Below are 19800 nucleotides of genomic sequence, written 5' to 3'. Positions count from 1 at the left end.
AAGCGTCCGAAACAGGAGAAAAACTCGGGAAGAGTCAGATGGGGTCTATATCGCCCCGCGCCCACATCTCTATGGTTTCCGCATAAAAATCGGCGAAACGGCCTTCCTCGATCGACTTGCGGATACCCTGCATCAGCTCCTGATAATAGGCAAGATTGTGCCAGGAGAGCAGCATGCCGCCCAGCGCCTCGTTGGAGCGGGTGAGATGATGCAGATAGGCGCGGGAATAATCGCGCGAGGCCGGGCAGTTGGACTGCTCGTCGAGCGGACGCATATCTTCGGCATGGCGGGCATTGCGGATATTGACCCTGCCACGACGGGTAAAGGCAAGCCCGTGACGGCCGGAGCGGGTCGGCATCACGCAGTCGAACATATCGATGCCACGCGCCACCGATTTCAGGATATCGTCAGGCGTTCCGACGCCCATCAGGTAACGCGGCTTTTCGGTCGGCAGCACCGGAAGGGTGATATCGAGCATGCCCAGCATCACATCCTGCGGTTCGCCGACGGCAAGGCCGCCGACGGCATAACCCTTGAGATCAAGCTGCTTCAGCCCTTCGGCGGAACGAATGCGCAGATCCGGCTGGTCACCGCCCTGCACGATGCCGAACATGGCCTTGCCAGGCTGCTCGCCGAAGGCGACGCGGCAGCGTTCCGCCCAGCGCAGCGACATTTCCATGGCGCGCTCGATTTCCTTGCGCTCGGCCGGCAGCGCAATGCATTCATCGAGCTGCATCTGGATGTCCGAATCGAGCATGCCCTGAATTTCGATCGAGCGTTCCGGCGACATATGGTGCAGCGAACCGTCCACATGGCTCTTGAAGGTCACGCCCTGCTCATCCAGCTTGCGCAAGCCGGAAAGCGACATCACCTGAAAACCGCCACTGTCGGTGAGGATCGGATGCGGCCAGCGGATCAACTCATGCAGACCGCCCAGACGCGCAACACGCTCCGGGCCGGGCCGTAGCATCAGGTGATAGGTATTGCCGAGAATAATATCGGCCCCCAGCTCGCGCACCTGATCGAGATACATGGCCTTGACGGTGCCAACAGTGCCAACCGGCATGAAGGCGGGCGTGCGGATGACGCCGCGCGGCATGGCGACTTCGCCGAGGCGCGCGCCGCCACTCGTGGCTTTCAGGGTGAAGGTGAATTTGTCGTGCATCAGTTTTTCCGGAACAACAGGCTGGAATCGCCATAGGAATAGAAACGGTATCCGGTTTCGATGGCACGCTTATAAGCGTCACGCATCGTTTCGAGACCGCAGAAAGCCGAAACCAGCATGAACAGCGTCGATTTCGGCAGGTGGAAATTGGTCATGAGCATATCGACCGCCCGGAAACGGTAACCGGGCGTGATGAAGATGCCGGTGGCATCGGACCATGGATGGATAACACCATTCTCGTCGGCCGCACTTTCGATCAGCCTTAGCGAAGTGGTGCCGACGCAGATAATGCGCCCGCCGCGCGCCTTCACCGCATTGAGCTGTGTGGCCGTTTCCTGCGAAACATGGCCGATCTCGAAATGCATCTTGTGATCGTCGGTATCGTCGGACTTCACCGGAAGGAAAGTGCCTGCCCCAACGTGAAGCGTCACGAAATGCCGCTCAATACCGGCCTTGTCGAGCGCCTCGAACAGATCGGGGGTAAAATGCAGCCCGGCGGTGGGGGCGGCAACCGCACCCTTCTCGCGGGCATAAATGGTCTGGTAGTCGGTCTGGTCCTGCGCATCTTCCGGCCGCTTGGCAGCGATATAAGGCGGCAAAGGAATATGGCCGACCGAGGCAATCGCCTCGTCCAGAACAGGGCCGGAAACGTCGAACAGCAGCGTTATCTCGCCATCCTCGCCCTTTTCCTCGACGGTGGCCTCCAGATGGGCAAGGCCGCAGGCATTGTCGCGCTCATAACCGAACCGGATGCGGTCGCCTTCCTTGATGCGCTTGCCGGGGCGGGCGAAAGCCTTCCAGCGTGACTGGTCGGCACGCATGTGCAGCGTGGCCGAAACCGACGTCTCCGGCGCACCTTCGCGCAGGCGCACGCCTTCCAGCTGGGCCGGAATGACGCGGGTGTCGTTGAAAACAAGCGCGTCGCCGGGCCGCAGGAAAGACGGCAGGTTAAAGACGCGGTGGTCTTCCATGCGGTTTTCATTCGGATCGACCACCAGCAGGCGCGCGCTGTCGCGCGGGTTCGCCGGGCGAAGGGCGATATTCTCCTCGGGCAGATCGAAATCGAACAGGTCTACACGCATTGCAAGGGCTCTCGAAAATATCAAAACCCGCCTCGCAGCAAACTGCCGGCGGGTCGTTGTTGGTGAAGCGGCTTCCTCCCCTCCACGTCATCCTCGGGCTTGACCCGAGGACCCATGACGCTGGCGGGAATGGATCCTCGGGTCAAGCCCGAGGATGACGTCGAGTGCGAGGAACACTCCATCAGCAAAACATCCGCCCGCCCTGCAGTTCAGCAAGGCGGGAGAAACTCTTTAACCTCAAGCTGCCGAAGCAAGCTTCATGGAAACGATCGAATCGGGATCCTTCACCGGCTCGCCGCGCTTGACCTTGTCGATGGCTTCCATGCCTTCGATGACCTGGCCCCAGACGGTGTACTGCTTGTTCAGCCAGGGCGAATCGGTGAAGCAGATGAAGAACTGCGAGTTGGCGGAGTTCGGGCTCTGCGAACGGGCCATCGAGCAGGTGCCGCGAACGTGCGGAATGGCGGAAAATTCAGCCTTCAGGTCTTCCTTTTCAGAGCCGCCCATGCCGGCGCGTGCCGGGTTGAAGCTTTCCGAACCCTTCTTGCCGAACTTCACGTCGCCCGTCTGGGCCATGAAGTCTTCGATGACGCGGTGGAAAACGACGCCATCATAAGCGCCTTCCGATACCAGTTCCTTGATGCGGGCAACGTGGCCCGGAGCAACTTCCGGAAGCAGCTGGATCACGACCTTGCCGGTCGTCGTTTCCATGATGATGGTGTTTTCCGGATCCTTGATCTCGGCCATGACTATTCTCCTCTGTTCGGGCTCTATTGCCCTACCTTACTTCTTGCCGACGGTGACCTTGATCATCCTGTCGGGGTTGGAAACTTCGCCGTTGCTGCCCTGCCCGCGCTTGATCTTGTCCACGGCTTCCATGCCGGACACGACCTTGCCGACCACGGTATATTGACCGTTCAGGAACGGGCCATCGGCAAACATGATGAAGAACTGCGAATTGGCGGAATTCGGATCCTGCGAGCGGGCCATGCCGACCACACCGCGCGTGAACGGCGTCTTGGAGAACTCAGCCGGAATATCCGGCAGGTCGGAACCGCCGGTGCCGGCGCGCTGGGCGTTGAAGCTCTTTTCCATGTTGCCATACTGCACGTCGCCGGTCTGCGCCATGAAACCGTCGATGACGCGGTGGAAGGCGACATTGTCATAAGCGCCCTTCTTGGCCAGCGCCTCGATCTGCGCCACGTGCTTGGGCGCGACTTCCGGCATCAGTTCGATGACGACGGGGCCGTCCTTCAGCTGCACGGTCAAGAGTTCGGCGGCGGAAGCGAAGGTATTGGCGGCGAGCGCGCCTGCAAACATGGCGCCGGCAAAGGCAAATCGAACGAGTTTCATCGGATTGGCTCCAGAATGTGGGGCTGAAGTCAGCGCTTCAGCTTGGCGTTGAGGGCTTCAAGCACGGCTTTCGGCACGAAGGCATCGACATTGCCGCCCATGGCGGCGATCTGCCGGACCAATGTGGCTGTAATGGGTCGCGACGATGTTCCAGCGGGCAGGAACACGGTCTGAATATCGGGCGCCATCTGGCGGTTCATGCCGGCCATCTGCATTTCATAATCGAGATCGGTACCGTCGCGCAGGCCGCGCAGCAGGAGGCGCGCTCCGTGCTTTCGGGCGGCATCCACGACCAGATTGTCGAAGGAAACGACTTCCATGCGCGCCGCCTCATCGGGCAGCTGCTCGGCAAGCGCCTGCTTTATCAGCGCCGCCCGCTCCTCGAAACTGAACAGCGGCGCTTTTCCGGGATGAATGCCGACGGCGACGATGACTTTCGACGCCACGTTCAGCGCCTGGATAAGCACATCCAGATGTCCGTTGGTCATCGGATCGAATGATCCTGGATAAAAGGCAATCGTCATATCGCTCTCAGATGGTGGGCGCGCTTCGATGCTGGGTACCATGTGCCCGCCTTTTGTCATGGAGAGCCACGCGGCGCAAGACTTTATAACCGCACAGCCCAACCGGGGCTGTGCCGTGAACCCGCGATGAATGGGCCGTTCAGTGCGGTTTCAAAGCTATTTTGTTTAAATGCACAGCATCGGGAAACCGAAACGCCCCTCACCCGTTAAACATCCGGAGAATTGAAAATGCTGGCCTTCATGATCGTCCTTTCGATCATCGCTTCATTCGCAGCCGAGTATCTTTTTCTCGAATGACGACCTCAGCCAGTTTCCTGAACGCCAGATGAACGAGCCATTCAAGGAAGTTTCACAGGCGCGATGCTAATCGATTTTTACGGTTGACGCGGAACATGTCGAGACATGGCGCGTTAAGAAAGAACCAAAGGAACGGACATATGTTTGTAAGAGAAAAACAGTCTACTTCGGCGAAAATCAGCGTCATCAGCACCGCCTGGACAGTACTGGTTATCGCAATGGTAGCAACGACGTTTAGCCTTTATGAGCAGAAGCCTGAAACCCAGGGACCGGACTATCCGCAGCTGACCGCCCGTTACCAGTATATGAATTATTACTGATAACGGGGAGAATTTCCTCGAAACTCCCGGAGACGATATCATGTTCACATTTCTGACGATGCTTCTGGCCCTGATCAGCGTAATGTTCGTGACGTCAATGATCTCCGTCGTCGCCGAGATGCGGCGGGAAGACGAGGAATTCAAGGCGATGATCCGGCGCGACCGCGCCTTCTGAGCGCGTCAGACCGGCCTGACAGCCGATTCAGGAACGATTCTTCACAACCGCCTGGCCGCTCCGGGCGGTTTTATTTTGCGCCTCATGAAGGCAATGCGGCGAAGATGAAGGCGGAAAAACGCCGCTCCAATCACATAACCGTTTTCAAAACCCCGTTTTTCCAAGGCAAATTCCCTTCAATTTCCGTTTGGATTGATTTAAGGAACGCCGATACGTTGCGGGCCGGACAGCCGGCGACCGCGATGACGTTCCTGTGAGGTTTGCATAACGATGCTCGATTCCCTGAGAAATGCTTCTCGAACCATGGCAGCCAAGCTGCTGCTTCTCCTGCTTGTTGTTTCGTTCGGCGTCTGGGGCGTCTCCGCATCGCTTGTCACCGCCAATTCCCACGCCGTCATGACGGTGGGCGACCAGACGGTCAGCCCGGAGGAATTCCGCCTCGCTTATCAGCGCCAGATTTCCGATCTCAGCCGCCAGTTCGGCACAAGGCTGACGACCGAACAGGCCAAGGCCTTCGGCATCGACCGTCAGGTCTTCAGCCAACTTGCGGCGGGTGCAGCGCTCGATGAGCTGGCCTCGAAGATGAATCTCGGCCTTTCGGAAGACCGCCTCGCCAATCTCATCGCCGAGGACCCGGCCTTCAAGTCGGTCAACGGCCAGTTCGACCGCAACCTGTTCAGCGAACGCCTGCGCAATTCCGGTTTCCGCGAGGACGACTATATCAAGGAACGCAGCAAGGTTGCCGTCAGAAGCCAGATCGTCGAAGCCGTGTCGGATGGTTTTACCGCACCGCAGGTGCTGGTGGATGCGCTGAAACAGTATCGCAACGAACAGCGCGCGGTCGATTACGTCATTCTCTCCAATGCCGTCATCCCGCCGGTCAAAGCGCCGGGCGACGACGTGCTCACGCCCTGGTTCGAGACCAACAAGACGAAATATCGCGCACCGGAATTCCGCAAGTTCACCTATGTGAAGCTCGAGCCTTCCGACATTGCCGAGCCGGCCTCGGTGACCGACGCGCAGATTGCCGACTATTATGAAAGCCATAAGGACAGCTTCCGCACCGCCGGCCGCCGGACGGTTGAACAGCTGACCTTTACGGACAAGGAAATGGCCGCCGCCGCCGCCGAACAGATTCGTCTCGGCAACACCACCTATGATCAGGTGGTCAAGGACCAGGGCAAGACCGCCGCCGACGTAACGCTCGGTGAATTCACCAAGGATACGATCCCCGACCAGTCGATTGCCGATGCCGCCTTTGCCATCCAGAAGGATGGCGGCGTCTCGCCGGTGGTCGAAGGTTCCTTCGGCCCGGTCATCCTGCGCGTCACGGGCATCAAGCCGGAAACCACCCGCACGCTGGACGAGGCGAAGGAAGACATCCGCAAGGATCTCGCCACCGCCGCCGCCGCGGAAGAAATCACCAATGTGCACGACCGTTATGAAGATCTGCGTGCCGGCGGCTCCTCGCTTGCCGATGCGGCACAGCAGCTGAACCTGAAACCCGTCACCATTGCCGCCATCGATGCCGCCGGCCTCGATGAAAAGGGTGATGCAATCGAGGGCCTGCCCTCACCGCAGCTGGCGCAGGAAGTCTTCAAGACCGAACCCGGCACCGAAGCCCTGCCGATCAATCTCGGCCGCGAAGGCTACATCTGGTTCGATGTCGACCAGATCATCGCCGCCCGCGACCGCACGCTTGCCGAAGTCCGCGACGATGTCGTGGCCGACTGGACGGCGGAGCAGCAGCGCACCGCGCTTGCCGCCAAGGCCGATGAGCTGAAGGCCCGCGTTGAAAAGGGCGAGACGCTTGAGGCCGTGGCCGGCGAACTGAGCCTTGCCGTCGAGCAGAAATCCGGCCTGCGCCGCACCAGCGAGGACGCGATTTTCGGCCGCCAGACAATCGCCGCCGTCTTCTCGGGCGCTGAAGGCGTGGTTGGCACGGCGGCGGACGCCGAAGGTTCCAGCCGCATTCTCTTCAAGGTCACCGCGGTCGACACCAACGCTCCGGCCGATGCGCTTGCCAATGACGACCAGCAGTTCAACGCCATCGCCCGCGCGGCCGGCGACGATATGCTGGACCAGATGGTCAACCGCCTGCAGAATGACTATGGTGTGACCATCAACCAGGCCCTCGCCGATCAGGCGATGGTCGGCTTCTGACCGGGGGGCGGAAACCATGGCCGAACTGAAGCCGCTGATCGCCAAGGTCGCGAACGGAGAAAGCCTGAACCGTGAGGAATCGCGGGCGGCTTTCGACATTCTGATGTCGGGTGAAGCCACGCCGTCGCAGATCGGCGGTTTCCTGATGGCGCTGCGCGTGCGCGGGGAAACGGTCGATGAGATCGTCGGCGCCGTCTCCTCCATGCGTGCCCGCATGCTGCCGGTATCGGCTCCCGCCAATGCCATCGATATCGTCGGAACCGGCGGCGACGGCATCGGCACCTATAATATCTCGACACTGGCTTCGATCATCGTTGCCGGCACGGGCCTGCCGGTCGCCAAGCACGGCAACCGGGCGCTGAGCTCCAAATCCGGCACGGCGGACGCTTTGTCGGCGCTCGGCGTCAAGCTCGATATCGGTCCCGATCTCATCGCCCGCTGCATCGCGGAGGCGGGTCTCGGCTTCATGTTCGCGCAGATGCATCATTCCGCCATGCGCCATGTCGGCCCGAGCCGCGTCGAACTCGGCACAAGGACCATCTTCAACCTGCTCGGTCCTCTTTCCAACCCGGCGGGTGCAAAGCGCCAATTGCTCGGCGTCTTTTCGCCGCGCTGGCTGGTGCCGCTTGCCGAAGTGCTGCGCGATCTCGGTTCGGAAAGCATCTGGGTCGTGCATGGCGACGGCATGGATGAAGTCACCACCACCGGCGTCACCCATGTGGCGGCGCTGGAAGGCGGCAAAATCCGCACTTTCGATCTGACCCCGAAGGATTTCGGCGTCGACGTTGCTGTAATGGCCGATCTCAAGGGCGGCGACGGCATTGCCAATGCGGCAGCCTTGCGCGACGTTCTGTCGGGCAAGCGCAATGCCTATCGTGACGTGTCGCTCTGCAACGCGGCTGCGGCGCTCGTGATCGCCGGCAAGGCGGAAACGCTCGGTCAGGCAATGACCATCGCCAGCCAGGCGCTTGACAGCGGCGCGGCCGCCGCCGCGCTCGACCGTCTGGTCGCGGTTTCCAACGAAGCCGACCCCCGGCAGGCCGACCACTAAAAGGCCCGGCAGGCCGACCATTAAAAGGAATGAGAGCGAGATCATGAGCGACATTCTGAAAAAGATCGAAATCTACAAGCGCGAGGAAATTGCCGCCGCCAAGGCGAAGACCTCTCTGGCCGACCTTAAGGCGATGGCCGCCGACCAGACCGCGCCGCGCGGTTTCTACAAGGCGCTTCGGGCAAAACAGGCCGAGGGCAAGTTCGGCCTGATCGCCGAAATCAAGAAGGCGAGCCCCTCCAAGGGCCTGATCCGTCCCGATTTCGATCCGCCGGCACTGGCTGCTGCCTATGAGGCGGGCGGTTCCGCCTGTCTGTCCGTGCTGACGGATAGCCCAAGCTTTCAGGGCGCGCCGGAATTCCTGACCGCCGCCCGCAACGCCTGCGCCCTGCCCGCGCTGCGCAAGGACTTCATGTTCGAGACCTATCAGGTGCATGAGGCCCGCGCCTGGGGCGCGGACTGCATTCTCCTCATCATGGCATCGCTCTCCGACGACGAGGCGAAACGCCTCGAGGACGAGGCTTTCGCGCTTGGCATGGATGTGCTGGTGGAAGTGCATGATGAGGAAGAGACGGAACGGGCCCTGAAGCTCGCCTCGCCGCTCCTCGGCATCAACAACCGCAACCTGCGCACCTTCGAGGTCAGCCTCGAAACCAGCGAAAGACTGGCGGGCCTCGTGCCGGCCGAAAAGCTGCTGGTCGGCGAAAGCGGCATCTTCACCTTCGAGGATTGCCGGCGTCTTGAAAAAAGCGGCATCAGCACCTTCCTTGTCGGCGAAAGCCTGATGCGCAAGGACGACGTGACGGCGGCCACCAAAGCCCTTCTGACAGGCCAGTCCGGCATTCTGGCAGCGGAATAATATCCCGATGAGCGATGGCCAGAAGCTCACCCATATCGATGCCTCCGGCGAGGCGCACATGGTCGATGTCGGCGACAAGGCCGAGACAGTCCGCGTGGCCGTCGCCGAAGGCTTCGTGAAGATGAAGCCGGAAACGCTGGCGCTCATCCGCGACGGCAACGCCAAGAAGGGCGATGTCATCGGCACCGCGCGGCTCGCCGGCATCATGGCCGCCAAGCAGACGGCCAATCTCATCCCGCTCTGCCACCCGCTGATGCTGACCAAGGTTGCGGTGGACATTACCGAAGACGCCGCCCTGCCCGGCCTGCGCGTCGAGGCCATGGTGAAACTGTCCGGCAAGACCGGTGTGGAAATGGAGGCGCTGACCGCCGTTTCTGTCACCTGCCTGACGATCTATGACATGGCCAAGGCCGCCGACAAGGCGATGGAAATCGTCAATATCCGCCTGCTCGAAAAGAGCGGCGGCAAATCCGGTGATTTTCGCCGGCAGGAGAGCTGAATGAAACCGCTGCTGCCCGTAGATGATGCCACAAGGCGCCTTCTGGATGCGGCGGTTCCGGTAGCGGAAAACGAGATATTGCCGCTCGCGGAATGTGATGGCCGTGTCCTTTCGGCCGATCTGGCGGCGCGCCTCACCCAGCCTCCCTTCGATGCCTCGGCCATGGACGGTTATGCGCTGCGCTGCGCCGATGCGCCCGCAATCGGCTCCGTCCTCAGCATCATCGGCCAGGCGGCTGCCGGCCATGCCTTTGCCGGCACGGTAGGTGAAGGCGAAGCCGTGCGCATCTTCACCGGCGCGCCGGTGCCTGAGGGCGCCGATACGATTCTCATTCAGGAAGATGCCGAAGTGCTGGAAGCGGGCAAAATCCGCACCACTTTCGCAGTCACCGCCGGGAGACATATTCGCCCGCGCGGTCAGGATTTCACCGAAGGCGAAACGGTTCTGGAAGCCGGGCGGGAACTCCGCTTCACCGACCTGACACTTGCGGCGGCCATGAACCACGCGGCACTTGCCGTCTACCGCAAGCCGCGCATCGCCATTCTCGCCACCGGCGACGAATTGCTGCCGCCGGGAAGCACGCCGCAGCCGGCCCAGATCATCGCCTCCAACACCTTCGGGGTCGCAGCCCTTGCAAGACAGGCCGGCGCCGATGTCGTCGATCTCGGCATCATCGCCGATGACGACACCCTGATCCGCGCCGCCATCGGCAAGGCAATCGCAGCCAAGGTGGACGTGCTGGTGACGCTGGGCGGCGCCTCCGTCGGCGACCACGATCTCGTGCAGGCCGCCTTGAAGGCGGAAGGCATGCAGCTCGATTTCTGGCGTATTGCCATGCGGCCCGGAAAACCGCTGATGGTGGGCGCAATCGGCGCCATGCAGGTTCTCGGCCTGCCCGGAAACCCCGTGGCCAGCCTCGTCTGCAGCCTGCTGTTTCTCGAACCGCTGATTCGCCGGATCGCTCGCCGCGCGCCTTTGGAACGCACCACGACCGCAAGGACCGCGACCGCGCTGAAGGCCAACGACCACCGGCAGGATTATCTCCGCGCCCGTTTGCGCACCGACGACAACGGCGGGCCAGTGGCGGAAGCCTATGCCAGGCAGGATTCATCGATGATGAACATCCTTGCCCATTCCGACATGCTGATCGTGCGCCCGCCCCATGCGCCGGAAGTGCCGGCAGGCACGGAATGCCCGGTCATAAAGCTCAGGAGCTGACGCCACCGCCCGGCGAACGGAGCGGAACGACGCGCTGTTTCAAAAAATTGACGAATATCATCCCGATGCCCACATGAAGCGGGGCAAACCACGCCGTTTGACGTTGAGGCCGGCAAATAAAAACTGTAACATTCTTGCGTTTAGACATGAAAGGCAAAGTTCGCCGCCTATAGGTCATGTCTTCGCCAAGTGAAAAATGCCCCGCCCTGATCTTCCCCTGACATGAACCCTGCGTTGCTGTGCCAAAATAAACCACCTGAAAAGCGTTATCGGGATTGACAGAATAAATACGATGCTGTCACCAAGGCGAATAGTAGAGGGAAAAAACTCTGGAAATCTCTAAAAATGAAAATTACTTATAATTATCAATTAAATAAGATAAAAATCGGCGAAAATGGAATTTTCGGGAACAAAAATTAGTTTTCCATAAATTAAGCTTTCCAAAACAGCCCGCATAATAATAATCATAGTCTATAAGCAGACTCACTGGAGTTTCTTGATGAACACGGCATCCACGCCCAAAACAACGGGACCCGACATTGCCGGGCAGATTGCCTACGCCATGCGGAGCATGGGTGTTTCGCCGATCCCGCGCAATTACAGCCTGTTCTACGAAGCCTATATCGGCTCGAACCCCGCCCTGACGAAAGATCTGGCAGCACTTGGAAGCCGGGCCACGCAGGAGGATCTGGATGAGCTTTCCGCGCGCTACGGCGAAAACAATCCCGCAAGGGCGATCGACGACGCACATGAAAAGCTCAGGCGTGAACTGGAAGCGCTGCTGGGCACTTTGCGGCGGGAGCAATCCTCCATCGAGAACTACAACAGGATTCTTGGCGAAACACGCCAGCGTATCGACGACAAGAACGCCTCGAGCACCAATATCCTGAAGAGTGCGATCTCGTTGCTGGCCGAAGCCACCGGCACGAAGATCATCGATGGTGAAAAGGCGTTCAACGACGTCAACCGCCATGCCGAGGAAATGCATCAGGTCCGGCTGGAACTGGATGAATACAAGCGTATCGCCAATACCGACTCGCTGACGCGCCTTTCCAACCGCCGCGCTTTCGACGACCGGCTGGCTTCCGTCTACGACACCTCCATCGGCCTGCAATATACGTCGCTGGTCCTGCTCGATATCGACCATTTCAAACGGATCAACGATACCTTCGGCCATCCCGTCGGCGACAAGATACTCGCCACCGTCGCCTCGGTCATCCGCGCCAATGTCCGCAAGGACGGCTTTGTCGCCAGAAGCGGCGGTGAGGAGTTCGCCATCATTCTCGACGGCAATACGCCGGAGGAAGTCATGGTGATGTGCGAGCGCATCCGCCTGTCGCTGGAAAGCACGCCCTTCCGCAATTCGAGGTCGGGCGCCGACTATGGCACGGTAACGATTTCCCTCGGCTTTGCCTCCGCCTCCCAGGCCGGCAATCCAAGCGAGCTTTACGGCCATGCCGATACGGCGCTCTACCACGCCAAGGAAACCGGCCGGAACCGTTCCGTCTTTTACGAGGACGGCATGCAGAAGAACTATACCGGCAAGAACTGGCTGATTTACCGGACGTGAGAAGGATGGCATGTCCGCCGCCATCTCCTTCGTCATGCCGGGCTTGAGTGCCGGCATCCCGTCACGACGTGTCTACGCTGTAGAAAAGCCTTGTGCGATCAAAGACCTGATCGCGCTTCACCCCGGATCAACTCCGGGGTGAAGGAATGGCGCGCTTCGCCATCACCAATGGCGTCGAGACCGCAGGACTTCGCCGGGCTGCCCGATGGTCGCCCGTTGTTGCGCCTCACCACATGGTCTTCGCCGCCCGCGCCGCCCATTCCCGGTCATAGGTCTCCTGATCAAACTCCGCCTTCGCGGCCTTGAGCAGCAGGCCCGGTGTTGGAAGCGATGTCGGATCGACGAAATTGCCGGGGTTCCACAGTTCGGAGCGCATCAGTGCCCTGGCGCACTGGAAATAGACCTCGTCTATGGTGGCCACGATGACGGTACGCGGATGTTTGCCGTCCATCTCAAAGCTTTGCAGCAGCTCCGGATCAACCGAAACAACGGCCCGGCCGTTTATACGCATCGTGGTATTCGAACCGGGGATCAGGAACATCAGCGCCACCCGCGGATCGCGCACGATGTTCAAAAGCGAATCGACGCGGTTATTGCCGCGCCAGTCCGGCAAAAGCACGGTCTTGTCGTCGGCCACCCGCACAACACCGCCCTTGTCGCCGCGCGGCGAACAGTCCATGCCTTCCGGCCCCACCGTCGCCAGCGCCAGAAACGGCGACGCCTCGATCATCAGCCGGTATTCCGCCGTCAGCGTTGCCGTCACCTTCGCGACCGAGGCTTCGCTCGTGCCGTCATAGATGGCCTTCAGTTCTTCCACCGTGCGAATGATCGTCATGTCCGCCATCCTTTCAAATCAATCTGCGTCGCTTGCAAAGACGGCGCCTTTATTCTTCCGCCGTTTCCGCCTTTTCCCGTTCCGCCCGCTCGCGTGCGGTGCGCGCGGCGACGAGGTCGGCCGGCTGGGCATTGCCGCGGATCAGCGAACGGCCGGCATAGATGCCGCCGACGACCTCCATGGCGAAACGTTCCTCGTCACGGTCGCGGAATTCCTCCACCAGACGGGCGGCGTCTTCCCGCTCCTCACCCATGGCACCCAGCACTTCCTCGCTGAAATTCAGCGCCGATTCCAGCGTCTCGCGGATCTGGTAGTCCACGCCTGCCTTGAGAAGATCGATCGCGTGGCCACGGTCATAGGCACGGGCGAGAACCGGAACCAGCGGGAATTCGTGCTTGACGATCTCCGCGATCCGCACGGCCGCTTCCTTGTCATCGACGCAGATGAGCACCGCGCGTGACGTGCCCGCGCCGGCCGCATGCAGGATTTCCGCCCGCGAACCGTCGCCATAATAGACCTTGAAGCCAAATTCCGCCGCATCGCGCACGAAGTCAGCATCCTTGTCGATCAGCGACAGCGTGTAACCCCGCGCCAGAAGCGGCTGGCTGACGATCTGGCCGAAACGCCCGAAGCCGATCAGCAGGATGCTGCCCTCGACATTCTCGGGCACATCGAGATCGTCGGTATTGGGCACCGCCGCCGGCACCAGCCGGTCGTGCAGGATGACCATCAGCGGTGTCAGCACCATGGAGATGATGATGGTCGCCGTCAGGATGGCGTTGGATTCGCGGTCGAGAATGCCGGCACTGACGGCGGCCGAATAAAGCACGAAGGCGAATTCACCGCCCTGCGCCATCAGCACCGCCCGCTCCAGACTTTCACGCCGGGTGGTGCCGAGCGCCCGCGCCACGCCATAGATCAGGAAGGCCTTGAGCAGCATGTAGCCCGCGACGCTGACCAGCACTAGCTGCCAGTTGGAGGCGATGACGGCAAGATCGATCGCCATGCCGACACCGAGGAAGAACAGGCCGAGCAGAATACCGCGAAACGGCTCGATATCGGCCTCAAGCTGGTGGCGGAAGGAGGATTCGGACAAAAGCACGCCGGCAAGGAAGGCGCCCATGGCCATGGAAAGCCCGCTGACCTGCATCAGCAGCGCAGACCCCAGCACCACCAGCAGGGCTGCGGCCGTCATCACCTCGCGTGCGCCGGAGGCGGCGAGCAGCCGGAAGAACGGATTGAGAAGATAACGCCCGGCAAGGATGAGCGCGCCAACGGCGGCAAGCGCAATGCCGACGGAGATCCAGCGTTCCGACGGCGTCACATGCTCGCCGCCCGAACCGAGAAAGGCGACGAGCGCCAGAAGCGGCACGATGGCCAGATCCTCGAACAGCAGAATGGCGATGATGCGCTGGCCCTTCAGGCTCGACATGCTGTTGCGCTCCTGCAGCATCTGCATGACGATCGCCGTCGAGGTCAGCACGAAACCCGTACCCGCAACGAAGGAGGGAATAAGCGGGAAACCCATGGCCACGCCCACCAGCGTCAGGCCGGCCATACAGACCAGCACCTGCAGCGCCCCGAGCCCGAAAATATCCTGCCGCATCGACCACAACCGCGACGGCTGCATTTCAAGGCCGATAATGAACAGGAACATCACAACGCCGAGTTCGGCAATATGCAGAATGGCCTGCGAATCGGAAAAGAAACCGAGACCGTAAGGCCCGATCACAAGGCCGGCGGCCAGATAACCCAGCACCGAGCCGAGGCCGATGCGCTTGAAGATCGGCGCAGCCACAACGCCCGCAGCCAAAAGCACGACCACCTGGGCCAGATCATTTCCGTTCGCTTCTACAGCCACACGCCACCCCGCTGAAAATCGATAAGACGAGGGTGTTCCCTCCCTCACTTCCTAACGCATCAGCGTGAAAAGCGAAAACGATTTTACTGAAGGGCGGTGCGCAGATTCAACGGGTTATTTGTCTCTCAGGCATGCGGGCTTCAGATGCCCCTTTCCTCCTCCCCCTCATTCCTGTGCCTGTCACAGAAATTCAGTCAACGCGCGCCGGCGCGGCGGGAGGGGTCTTTTTCAGCCGAAGGACTTGGGCTGGCTGGTTTCCTGTGACAGGCACAGGAATGAGGGTGGGGAGCGTCCGCAGACCTTGCGTCCGTCTACCGGTATCGCGGTTCCCTGCTCAGGCCCTTTTCGGCGAGCTGCCGTTCATAGTCGGCAAACAGCGCGTCGCCGGTCTCACCCAGTTCCCGCAGATATTTCCAGGTGTAGATACCGCTGTCGTGGCCATCGTCGAAAACGATGCGAACCGCATAATTGCCGGTCGCGACCATGGAACGGATGGTAACATCGCGTTTGCCGGGAACCGTGACCTTTTGTCCCGGCCCGTGCCCCTGCACTTCCGCCGAGGGCGAAAGCACGCGCAGCATCTCGGCGTGAAGGCGGTAAACGCTTCCATCGTCAAAGGAAACGGTCAGTTCCCGCCGGTCTTTCGACACAAGCAGCTCGGTCGGCCAGGCATCGCTCATTTTTCACTTCCGCAAGCTCGTCATATGCGTCAGAATTACGGACTTGCCTCACGATAGGCAAGCCACTACATCATTTGAAAGGCGCATCGCGCAATGAGGATGGAGACGTGAACGGTTTCCCCGGATCGCTTGAAAAAGCGCAATTCCTGACGGAAAACAACGCACCGATGATTGATCCCTTCGGCCGCGCCATCACCTATCTGCGCGTTTCAGTCACCGACCGCTGCGATTTCCGCTGCACCTATTGCATGTCCGAGCACATGACCTTTCTGCCGAAGAAAGACCTTCTGACGCTGGAAGAACTCGACCGGCTCTGTTCCGTCTTCATAACGCGCGGCGTGCGCAAGCTCAGGCTCACCGGCGGCGAGCCGCTTGTGCGCAAGAACATCATGTCGCTGGTGAGGAATCTCGGCCGCCATATTCGCACCGGCGCGCTGGAAGAACTGACGCTGACCACGAATGGCTCGCAGCTGGCCAAATTCGCCGCCGAACTAGCCGATTGCGGCGTCAAGCGCATCAACGTCTCGCTGGACACGCTCGACCGCGATAAATTCCGCCAGATCACCCGCTGGGGCGATATCGACCGTGTCATGGAAGGGCTGGATGCCGCACAGGCAGCCGGCATCAAGGTCAAGCTCAACGCCGTGGCGCTGAAGGATTTCAACGACACCGAAATGCCTGAAATCATGCGTTTTGCCCATGGTCGCGGCATGGACCTGACGGTCATCGAAACCATGCCGATGGGCGAGATCGAGGAAGACCGCACCGACCGCTACCTGCCGCTGTCACAGCTGCGCGCCGATCTGGAAAAGCGCTTCACGCTCATCGACAGCGATTACCAGACCGGCGGCCCCGCCCGTTACGTGACGGTGAAGGAAACCGGCGGACGGCTCGGCTTCATCACGCCGATGACCCATAATTTCTGCGAAAGCTGCAACCGTGTCCGTCTCACCTGCACCGGCACGCTTTATATGTGCCTCGGCCAGGATGACGCCGCCGACCTGCGCACGGCACTGCGCGCCTCCGACAGCGACGCCTATCTGTCCAGCGCCATCGATGAGGCCCTTCTGCGCAAGCCCAAGGGGCATGATTTCATCATCGACCGCACCCACAAGCGTCCCGCCGTCGCCCGCCATATGAGCGTGACCGGCGGCTGAGCGACAGCTGAACCTCTTTCTCATCCACCCACCCATATAAACGGTTGAATTGCCGGCGGCTCCGTGCCACGTCTCTTTACATGGAGGAATGCGCCGCCGCGCCCGCGAGGCCGCCCGAAACCGTCTGAAAGGGCGATCAGGGTCAAACTGCGCATGGTCTGGGATCGTATGGAATGGCATTGACGGACAATACGCGCGGCGCGCTTTTCATGGCGCTCGCCATGGCAAGCTTCACGGCCAACGACGCCCTGACGAAATCCGTCACACCCTACATCAACACCGGCCAGATCATGTTCGTGCGCGGCATCATGACCGTGGTGCTGATCTATATCGCCGCACGGCATTTCGGCGCCCTGAGACCGCTCAAGACCCTGCTGCGCCCCATCATCATCCTGCGCTGTCTCTGCGAAGTGACTGCGGCCGTGCTTTATCTGACGGCGCTGGGCCTCATCGAATTTTCCAATGCCTCGGCCATATTGCAGTCCCTGCCGCTGGTGGTGACGCTGGGTGCGGCGCTGTTCCTGCGCGAGCCGGTCGGCTGGCGGCGTTGGGTGGCCATCATCGTCGGTTTCATCGGCGTGCTCGTCATCATCAGGCCCGGCCCGGAAGGCTTCACGCCCGGTGCATTGCTGGTCGTCGCATCGCTCGCCGTCACCGCCGCACGCGATCTCCTGACCCGGAAAATGTATGCCGATGTGCCCTCGCTCGCCATCACCGTCATCACCGCCTTCGTCAACATGGCGGTAGGTGGGCTTCTGATCGTGCCTTTCGGCGGCTGGCAGCCGATGAACGTCACGATCGTCTCGCATCTCGCCGCTTCCGCCATTCTGGTGCTGGTCGGTTATCAGGCGATCATTCTCGCGATGCGATCAGGCGAAATCTCCTTCGTTGCACCGTTCCGTTATACCGGCCTGCTCTGGGGTTTCATGATCGGTGTGTTCTTCTTCAACGAAAAGATCGACAGTTTCACCATCATCGGCGCCATGATCGTCATCGGTTCAGGCCTTTATACCTTCTACCGCGAAAGCCTGCGCAAGCGTTCGCAGATGGCTAAGCGCGCAGCCGCGACACCAACGGCCGCGACCACGGTGCGGCCGGCTTCCGTAACGAAAACTGCCGTTACGGAAGAGGCGGGAGAATGAGATGAAAAGCGGCCGTTTTCTCGATCGGACCACCCCACCCCACATCATCACACTGGTCGTCATCGCCGGCGTCGCGGCGCTGTGCATGAACGTGTTCCTGCCCTCGCTTGCGGCCATGGCGATCTATTTCGAGACCGACTATGCCGTGATGCAATTTGCCGTGTCAGGCTACCTCGCCGCCACCGCCTGCCTGCAGCTCATCATCGGCCCGCTCTCCGACCTCTTCGGCCGCCGGCCCGTCATGCTTGCCAGCATCGCGATGATGATCGCTGCCACGCTCGTCTGTATGCTGGCGCCCAACATCACCGTCTTCATGATCGGGCGCGTCGCGCAGGCGGCCGTCGTTTCCGGCTTCGTGCTGGCCCGCGCCATCGTGCGCGACATGGTGCCGATGGAACAGGCCGCCTCGATGATCGGTTATGTAACCATGGGCATGTCGGTGGTGCCGATGGTTGGCCCGACGGTTGGCGGGTTGCTCAACGACATTTCCGGCTGGCAATCGAGCTTTGCGCTCCTTGCCCTGCTCGGCGTCGGCATTCTGGTGCTCGCCTGGTTCGATCTCGGCGAAACCAACCACAATAAGTCGGCGAGTTTTTCACAGCAGTTCCACGCCTGGCCCGAACTCCTGCGCTCGCCGCTGTTCTGGGGTTATGCGCTGACCTCGACCTTCTCGTCAGGCATGTTCTTTTCCTTCCTCGGCGGCGCGCCCTTCGTCGGCAGCGTGCTTTATGGGCTTGCCCCAGCGATGCTCGGCCTGCAATTCTTCTTCATGGCCAGCGGTTACATGCTCGGCAATTTCGTCTCCGGCCGTTATGCCAGCCAGATCGGCATCACCCGCATGATGCTCTCGGGCAATGTCATCGCCATTGCCGGTATCGTTACGACCATTGTGCTGATCACCGGCGGGGCGGAAAGCGCCTATGCGTTCTTCGTGCCGCTTGCCCTGATCGGCGTCGGCAACGGCGTGACCTTGCCCAGCGCCAATGCCGGCATGGTCAGCGTCCAGCCGCATCTGGCCGGCTCGGCCTCCGGTCTTGGCGGCGCGATGACCATCGGCGGCGGTGCCGCCCTTTCGGTACTTGCCTCCTCGGTCCTGTCGAAGGAGGACGGAACCTGGCCGCTCCTCATGGTGATGCTGGCGACCGGCCTTGTCGCCCTTCTCACCACCTATGTCGTAAGGCTGCAGGAACAGCGGCAATGAGCACCCTTCCCCTTGAGATACCCGGTCTCGTGCTCGCCGGCGGCCTGTCGCGGCGCATGGGCAGCAACAAGGCGATGGTGACGCTGGGCGATGCGCCGCTGCTTTCCCATGTCGTGCGCCGCATTGCGCCACAGGTCTCGGATGTCACCATCAATGCCGCCACCAATGACAAGGGCGGCTGGGCGGACAGTTTCGGCCTGCCGCTGCTGCCCGACACGCTGAACGGCCATGCCGGGCCGCTTGCGGGTGTTCTGGCCGGCATGCGGCATTTCCGCAATCGCGAGGCCACCGGCAGCCATTTCCTGACGGCACCTGCCGACAGCCCGTTCTTTCCAGACGATCTCGTCGCCCGGCTGTGTGAACACATATCGGATAATACGATCGTCATCGCTGCCTCCAGCGGCCAGCTTCACCCCGTCTTCGCGCTGTGGCCGGTGGCGCTTGCCGACGATCTCGAGGCGTGGCTGAAGAACGATGCCAACCGCCGTATCCGGGCTTATCTTGCCCGGCATGTCACCATCGGCGTGGCCTTCCCGCCGGTGGAAACGGCAAAGGGCAGCCTCGATCCATTCTTCAACATCAACACCCCGGATGAGCTGGCGCTGGCGCGTAGCTATCTGGAGCATTTCCAGTAGGATAATGCGTTGA

20 protein-coding genes are annotated in these 19800 nt (G+C 61.0%); 12 read left to right on the top strand and 8 right to left on the bottom strand.

Going from position 1 to position 19800, the window contains the following annotated elements; genetic code table 11:
• Positions 1 to 34: 34 nt before the first annotated feature.
• The 5 genes from tgt to coaD all read right to left on the bottom strand — a co-directional run bounded on the left by tgt (position 35) and on the right by coaD (position 4124).
• On the bottom strand, positions 35 to 1165 hold the full coding sequence (tgt, locus tag JZX88_RS05115) for a tRNA guanosine(34) transglycosylase Tgt (protein WP_206912796.1): 1131 nt from the start codon (positions 1163 to 1165) through the stop codon (positions 35 to 37).
• Complete coding sequence (gene queA / locus JZX88_RS05110) at positions 1165 to 2247, bottom strand: tRNA preQ1(34) S-adenosylmethionine ribosyltransferase-isomerase QueA (RefSeq protein WP_174029515.1); 1083 nt, start codon at positions 2245 to 2247, stop codon at positions 1165 to 1167. Before queA ends, tgt begins: the two co-directional genes overlap by 1 nt.
• Before the next feature lie 237 nt (positions 2248 to 2484).
• A complete protein-coding gene (locus JZX88_RS05105; protein ID WP_065115822.1) occupies positions 2485 to 2994 on the bottom strand; it encodes a peptidylprolyl isomerase in 510 nt (169 codons plus the stop codon).
• A gap of 36 nt (positions 2995 to 3030) precedes the next feature.
• Positions 3031 to 3600 carry a peptidylprolyl isomerase gene (locus JZX88_RS05100; RefSeq protein ID WP_206912794.1) on the bottom strand — a complete coding sequence of 190 codons (570 nt, stop codon included), beginning with the start codon at positions 3598 to 3600 and terminating at the stop codon, positions 3031 to 3033.
• A 29-nt stretch (positions 3601 to 3629) separates the two neighbouring features.
• Positions 3630 to 4124 carry a pantetheine-phosphate adenylyltransferase gene (gene coaD / locus JZX88_RS05095; RefSeq protein ID WP_065115824.1) on the bottom strand — a complete coding sequence of 165 codons (495 nt, stop codon included), beginning with the start codon at positions 4122 to 4124 and terminating at the stop codon, positions 3630 to 3632.
• Positions 4125 to 4561: 437 nt separating this feature from the next.
• Between coaD and JZX88_RS05090 the strand changes: the two genes are divergently transcribed.
• The 8 genes from JZX88_RS05090 to JZX88_RS05060 all read left to right on the top strand — a co-directional run bounded on the left by JZX88_RS05090 (position 4562) and on the right by JZX88_RS05060 (position 12276).
• Complete coding sequence (locus JZX88_RS05090; RefSeq protein WP_003503030.1) at positions 4562 to 4741, top strand: hypothetical protein; 180 nt, start codon at positions 4562 to 4564, stop codon at positions 4739 to 4741.
• A gap of 40 nt (positions 4742 to 4781) precedes the next feature.
• A complete protein-coding gene (locus tag JZX88_RS26285) occupies positions 4782 to 4916 on the top strand; it encodes a hypothetical protein (protein ID WP_256387174.1) in 135 nt (44 codons plus the stop codon).
• Between the two features lie 270 nt (positions 4917 to 5186).
• A complete protein-coding gene (locus JZX88_RS05085) occupies positions 5187 to 7079 on the top strand; it encodes a peptidyl-prolyl cis-trans isomerase (RefSeq protein WP_142859324.1) in 1893 nt (630 codons plus the stop codon).
• 16 nt (positions 7080 to 7095) lie between these two features.
• Positions 7096 to 8130 carry an anthranilate phosphoribosyltransferase gene (trpD, locus tag JZX88_RS05080; RefSeq protein ID WP_110757093.1) on the top strand — a complete coding sequence of 345 codons (1035 nt, stop codon included), beginning with the start codon at positions 7096 to 7098 and terminating at the stop codon, positions 8128 to 8130.
• 43 nt (positions 8131 to 8173) lie between these two features.
• Positions 8174 to 8989 (top strand): indole-3-glycerol phosphate synthase TrpC, encoded by an 816-nt coding sequence (trpC, locus tag JZX88_RS05075; RefSeq protein WP_206912793.1) that lies wholly within the window; start codon positions 8174 to 8176, stop codon positions 8987 to 8989.
• Between the two features lie 7 nt (positions 8990 to 8996).
• Positions 8997 to 9488 (top strand): cyclic pyranopterin monophosphate synthase MoaC, encoded by a 492-nt coding sequence (moaC, locus tag JZX88_RS05070; protein ID WP_174031566.1) that lies wholly within the window; start codon positions 8997 to 8999, stop codon positions 9486 to 9488.
• The gene (gene glp, locus JZX88_RS05065; RefSeq protein ID WP_206912792.1) at positions 9489 to 10706 is read left to right on the top strand and encodes a gephyrin-like molybdotransferase Glp; all 1218 of its coding nucleotides are present in this window, start codon (positions 9489 to 9491) and stop codon (positions 10704 to 10706) included.
• 499 nt (positions 10707 to 11205) lie between these two features.
• The gene (locus tag JZX88_RS05060; RefSeq protein WP_065115830.1) at positions 11206 to 12276 is read left to right on the top strand and encodes a GGDEF domain-containing protein; all 1071 of its coding nucleotides are present in this window, start codon (positions 11206 to 11208) and stop codon (positions 12274 to 12276) included.
• Positions 12277 to 12502: 226 nt separating this feature from the next.
• Here the strand turns inward: JZX88_RS05060 and JZX88_RS05055 are convergent, their stop codons facing one another.
• The 3 genes from JZX88_RS05055 to JZX88_RS05045 all read right to left on the bottom strand — a co-directional run bounded on the left by JZX88_RS05055 (position 12503) and on the right by JZX88_RS05045 (position 15652).
• A complete protein-coding gene (locus tag JZX88_RS05055; protein WP_065116222.1) occupies positions 12503 to 13111 on the bottom strand; it encodes a pyridoxamine 5'-phosphate oxidase family protein in 609 nt (202 codons plus the stop codon).
• Positions 13112 to 13160: 49 nt separating this feature from the next.
• Positions 13161 to 14972, bottom strand: a complete 1812-nt coding sequence (locus tag JZX88_RS05050; RefSeq protein ID WP_065115831.1) for a monovalent cation:proton antiporter-2 (CPA2) family protein — start codon at positions 14970 to 14972, stop codon at positions 13161 to 13163.
• A gap of 311 nt (positions 14973 to 15283) precedes the next feature.
• A complete protein-coding gene (locus JZX88_RS05045) occupies positions 15284 to 15652 on the bottom strand; it encodes a gamma-butyrobetaine hydroxylase-like domain-containing protein (protein ID WP_206912791.1) in 369 nt (122 codons plus the stop codon).
• Between the two features lie 107 nt (positions 15653 to 15759).
• Between JZX88_RS05045 and moaA the strand changes: the two genes are divergently transcribed.
• The 4 genes from moaA to mobA all read left to right on the top strand — a co-directional run bounded on the left by moaA (position 15760) and on the right by mobA (position 19787).
• Positions 15760 to 16809 (top strand): GTP 3',8-cyclase MoaA, encoded by a 1050-nt coding sequence (gene moaA, locus JZX88_RS05040; RefSeq protein WP_206912790.1) that lies wholly within the window; start codon positions 15760 to 15762, stop codon positions 16807 to 16809.
• 173 nt (positions 16810 to 16982) lie between these two features.
• On the top strand, positions 16983 to 17951 hold the full coding sequence (locus JZX88_RS05035; protein ID WP_065115833.1) for a DMT family transporter: 969 nt from the start codon (positions 16983 to 16985) through the stop codon (positions 17949 to 17951).
• Between the two features lies 1 nt (position 17952).
• Positions 17953 to 19152, top strand: coding sequence for a multidrug effflux MFS transporter (locus JZX88_RS05030; protein WP_142859313.1), 1200 nt, complete (start codon positions 17953 to 17955; stop codon positions 19150 to 19152).
• Positions 19149 to 19787 (top strand): molybdenum cofactor guanylyltransferase MobA, encoded by a 639-nt coding sequence (gene mobA, locus JZX88_RS05025; RefSeq protein ID WP_206912789.1) that lies wholly within the window; start codon positions 19149 to 19151, stop codon positions 19785 to 19787. Before JZX88_RS05030 ends, mobA begins: the two co-directional genes overlap by 4 nt.
• Positions 19788 to 19800 lie beyond the last annotated feature (13 nt).

It is taken from the genome of Agrobacterium sp. OT33 (assembly GCF_017313365.1).
Classification (GTDB): Bacteria; Pseudomonadota; Alphaproteobacteria; order Rhizobiales; family Rhizobiaceae; genus Agrobacterium; species Agrobacterium rhizogenes_A.
This window is presented reverse-complemented; position numbering and strand designations above follow the sequence as displayed.

Bases quoted from the DNA above. Each gene is read 5' to 3' on its own strand.
- tgt (WP_206912796.1), bottom strand. From the start codon at position 1,165: ATGCACGACAAATTCACCTTCACCCTGAAAGCCACGAGTGGCGGCGCG.
- queA (WP_174029515.1), bottom strand. From the start codon at position 2,247: ATGCGTGTAGACCTGTTCGATTTCGATCTGCCCGAGGAGAATATCGCC.
- JZX88_RS05105 (WP_065115822.1), bottom strand. From the start codon at position 2,994: ATGGCCGAGATCAAGGATCCGGAAAACACCATCATCATGGAAACGACG.
- JZX88_RS05100 (WP_206912794.1), bottom strand. From the start codon at position 3,600: ATGAAACTCGTTCGATTTGCCTTTGCCGGCGCCATGTTTGCAGGCGCG.
- coaD (WP_065115824.1), bottom strand. From the start codon at position 4,124: ATGACGATTGCCTTTTATCCAGGATCATTCGATCCGATGACCAACGGA.
- JZX88_RS05090 (WP_003503030.1), top strand. From the start codon at position 4,562: ATGTTTGTAAGAGAAAAACAGTCTACTTCGGCGAAAATCAGCGTCATC.
- JZX88_RS26285 (WP_256387174.1), top strand. From the start codon at position 4,782: ATGTTCACATTTCTGACGATGCTTCTGGCCCTGATCAGCGTAATGTTC.
- JZX88_RS05085 (WP_142859324.1), top strand. From the start codon at position 5,187: ATGCTCGATTCCCTGAGAAATGCTTCTCGAACCATGGCAGCCAAGCTG.
- trpD (WP_110757093.1), top strand. From the start codon at position 7,096: ATGGCCGAACTGAAGCCGCTGATCGCCAAGGTCGCGAACGGAGAAAGC.
- trpC (WP_206912793.1), top strand. From the start codon at position 8,174: ATGAGCGACATTCTGAAAAAGATCGAAATCTACAAGCGCGAGGAAATT.
- moaC (WP_174031566.1), top strand. From the start codon at position 8,997: ATGAGCGATGGCCAGAAGCTCACCCATATCGATGCCTCCGGCGAGGCG.
- glp (WP_206912792.1), top strand. From the start codon at position 9,489: ATGAAACCGCTGCTGCCCGTAGATGATGCCACAAGGCGCCTTCTGGAT.
- JZX88_RS05060 (WP_065115830.1), top strand. From the start codon at position 11,206: ATGAACACGGCATCCACGCCCAAAACAACGGGACCCGACATTGCCGGG.
- JZX88_RS05055 (WP_065116222.1), bottom strand. From the start codon at position 13,111: ATGACGATCATTCGCACGGTGGAAGAACTGAAGGCCATCTATGACGGC.
- JZX88_RS05045 (WP_206912791.1), bottom strand. From the start codon at position 15,652: ATGAGCGATGCCTGGCCGACCGAGCTGCTTGTGTCGAAAGACCGGCGG.
- JZX88_RS05035 (WP_065115833.1), top strand. From the start codon at position 16,983: ATGGCATTGACGGACAATACGCGCGGCGCGCTTTTCATGGCGCTCGCC.
- JZX88_RS05030 (WP_142859313.1), top strand. From the start codon at position 17,953: ATGAAAAGCGGCCGTTTTCTCGATCGGACCACCCCACCCCACATCATC.
- mobA (WP_206912789.1), top strand. From the start codon at position 19,149: ATGAGCACCCTTCCCCTTGAGATACCCGGTCTCGTGCTCGCCGGCGGC.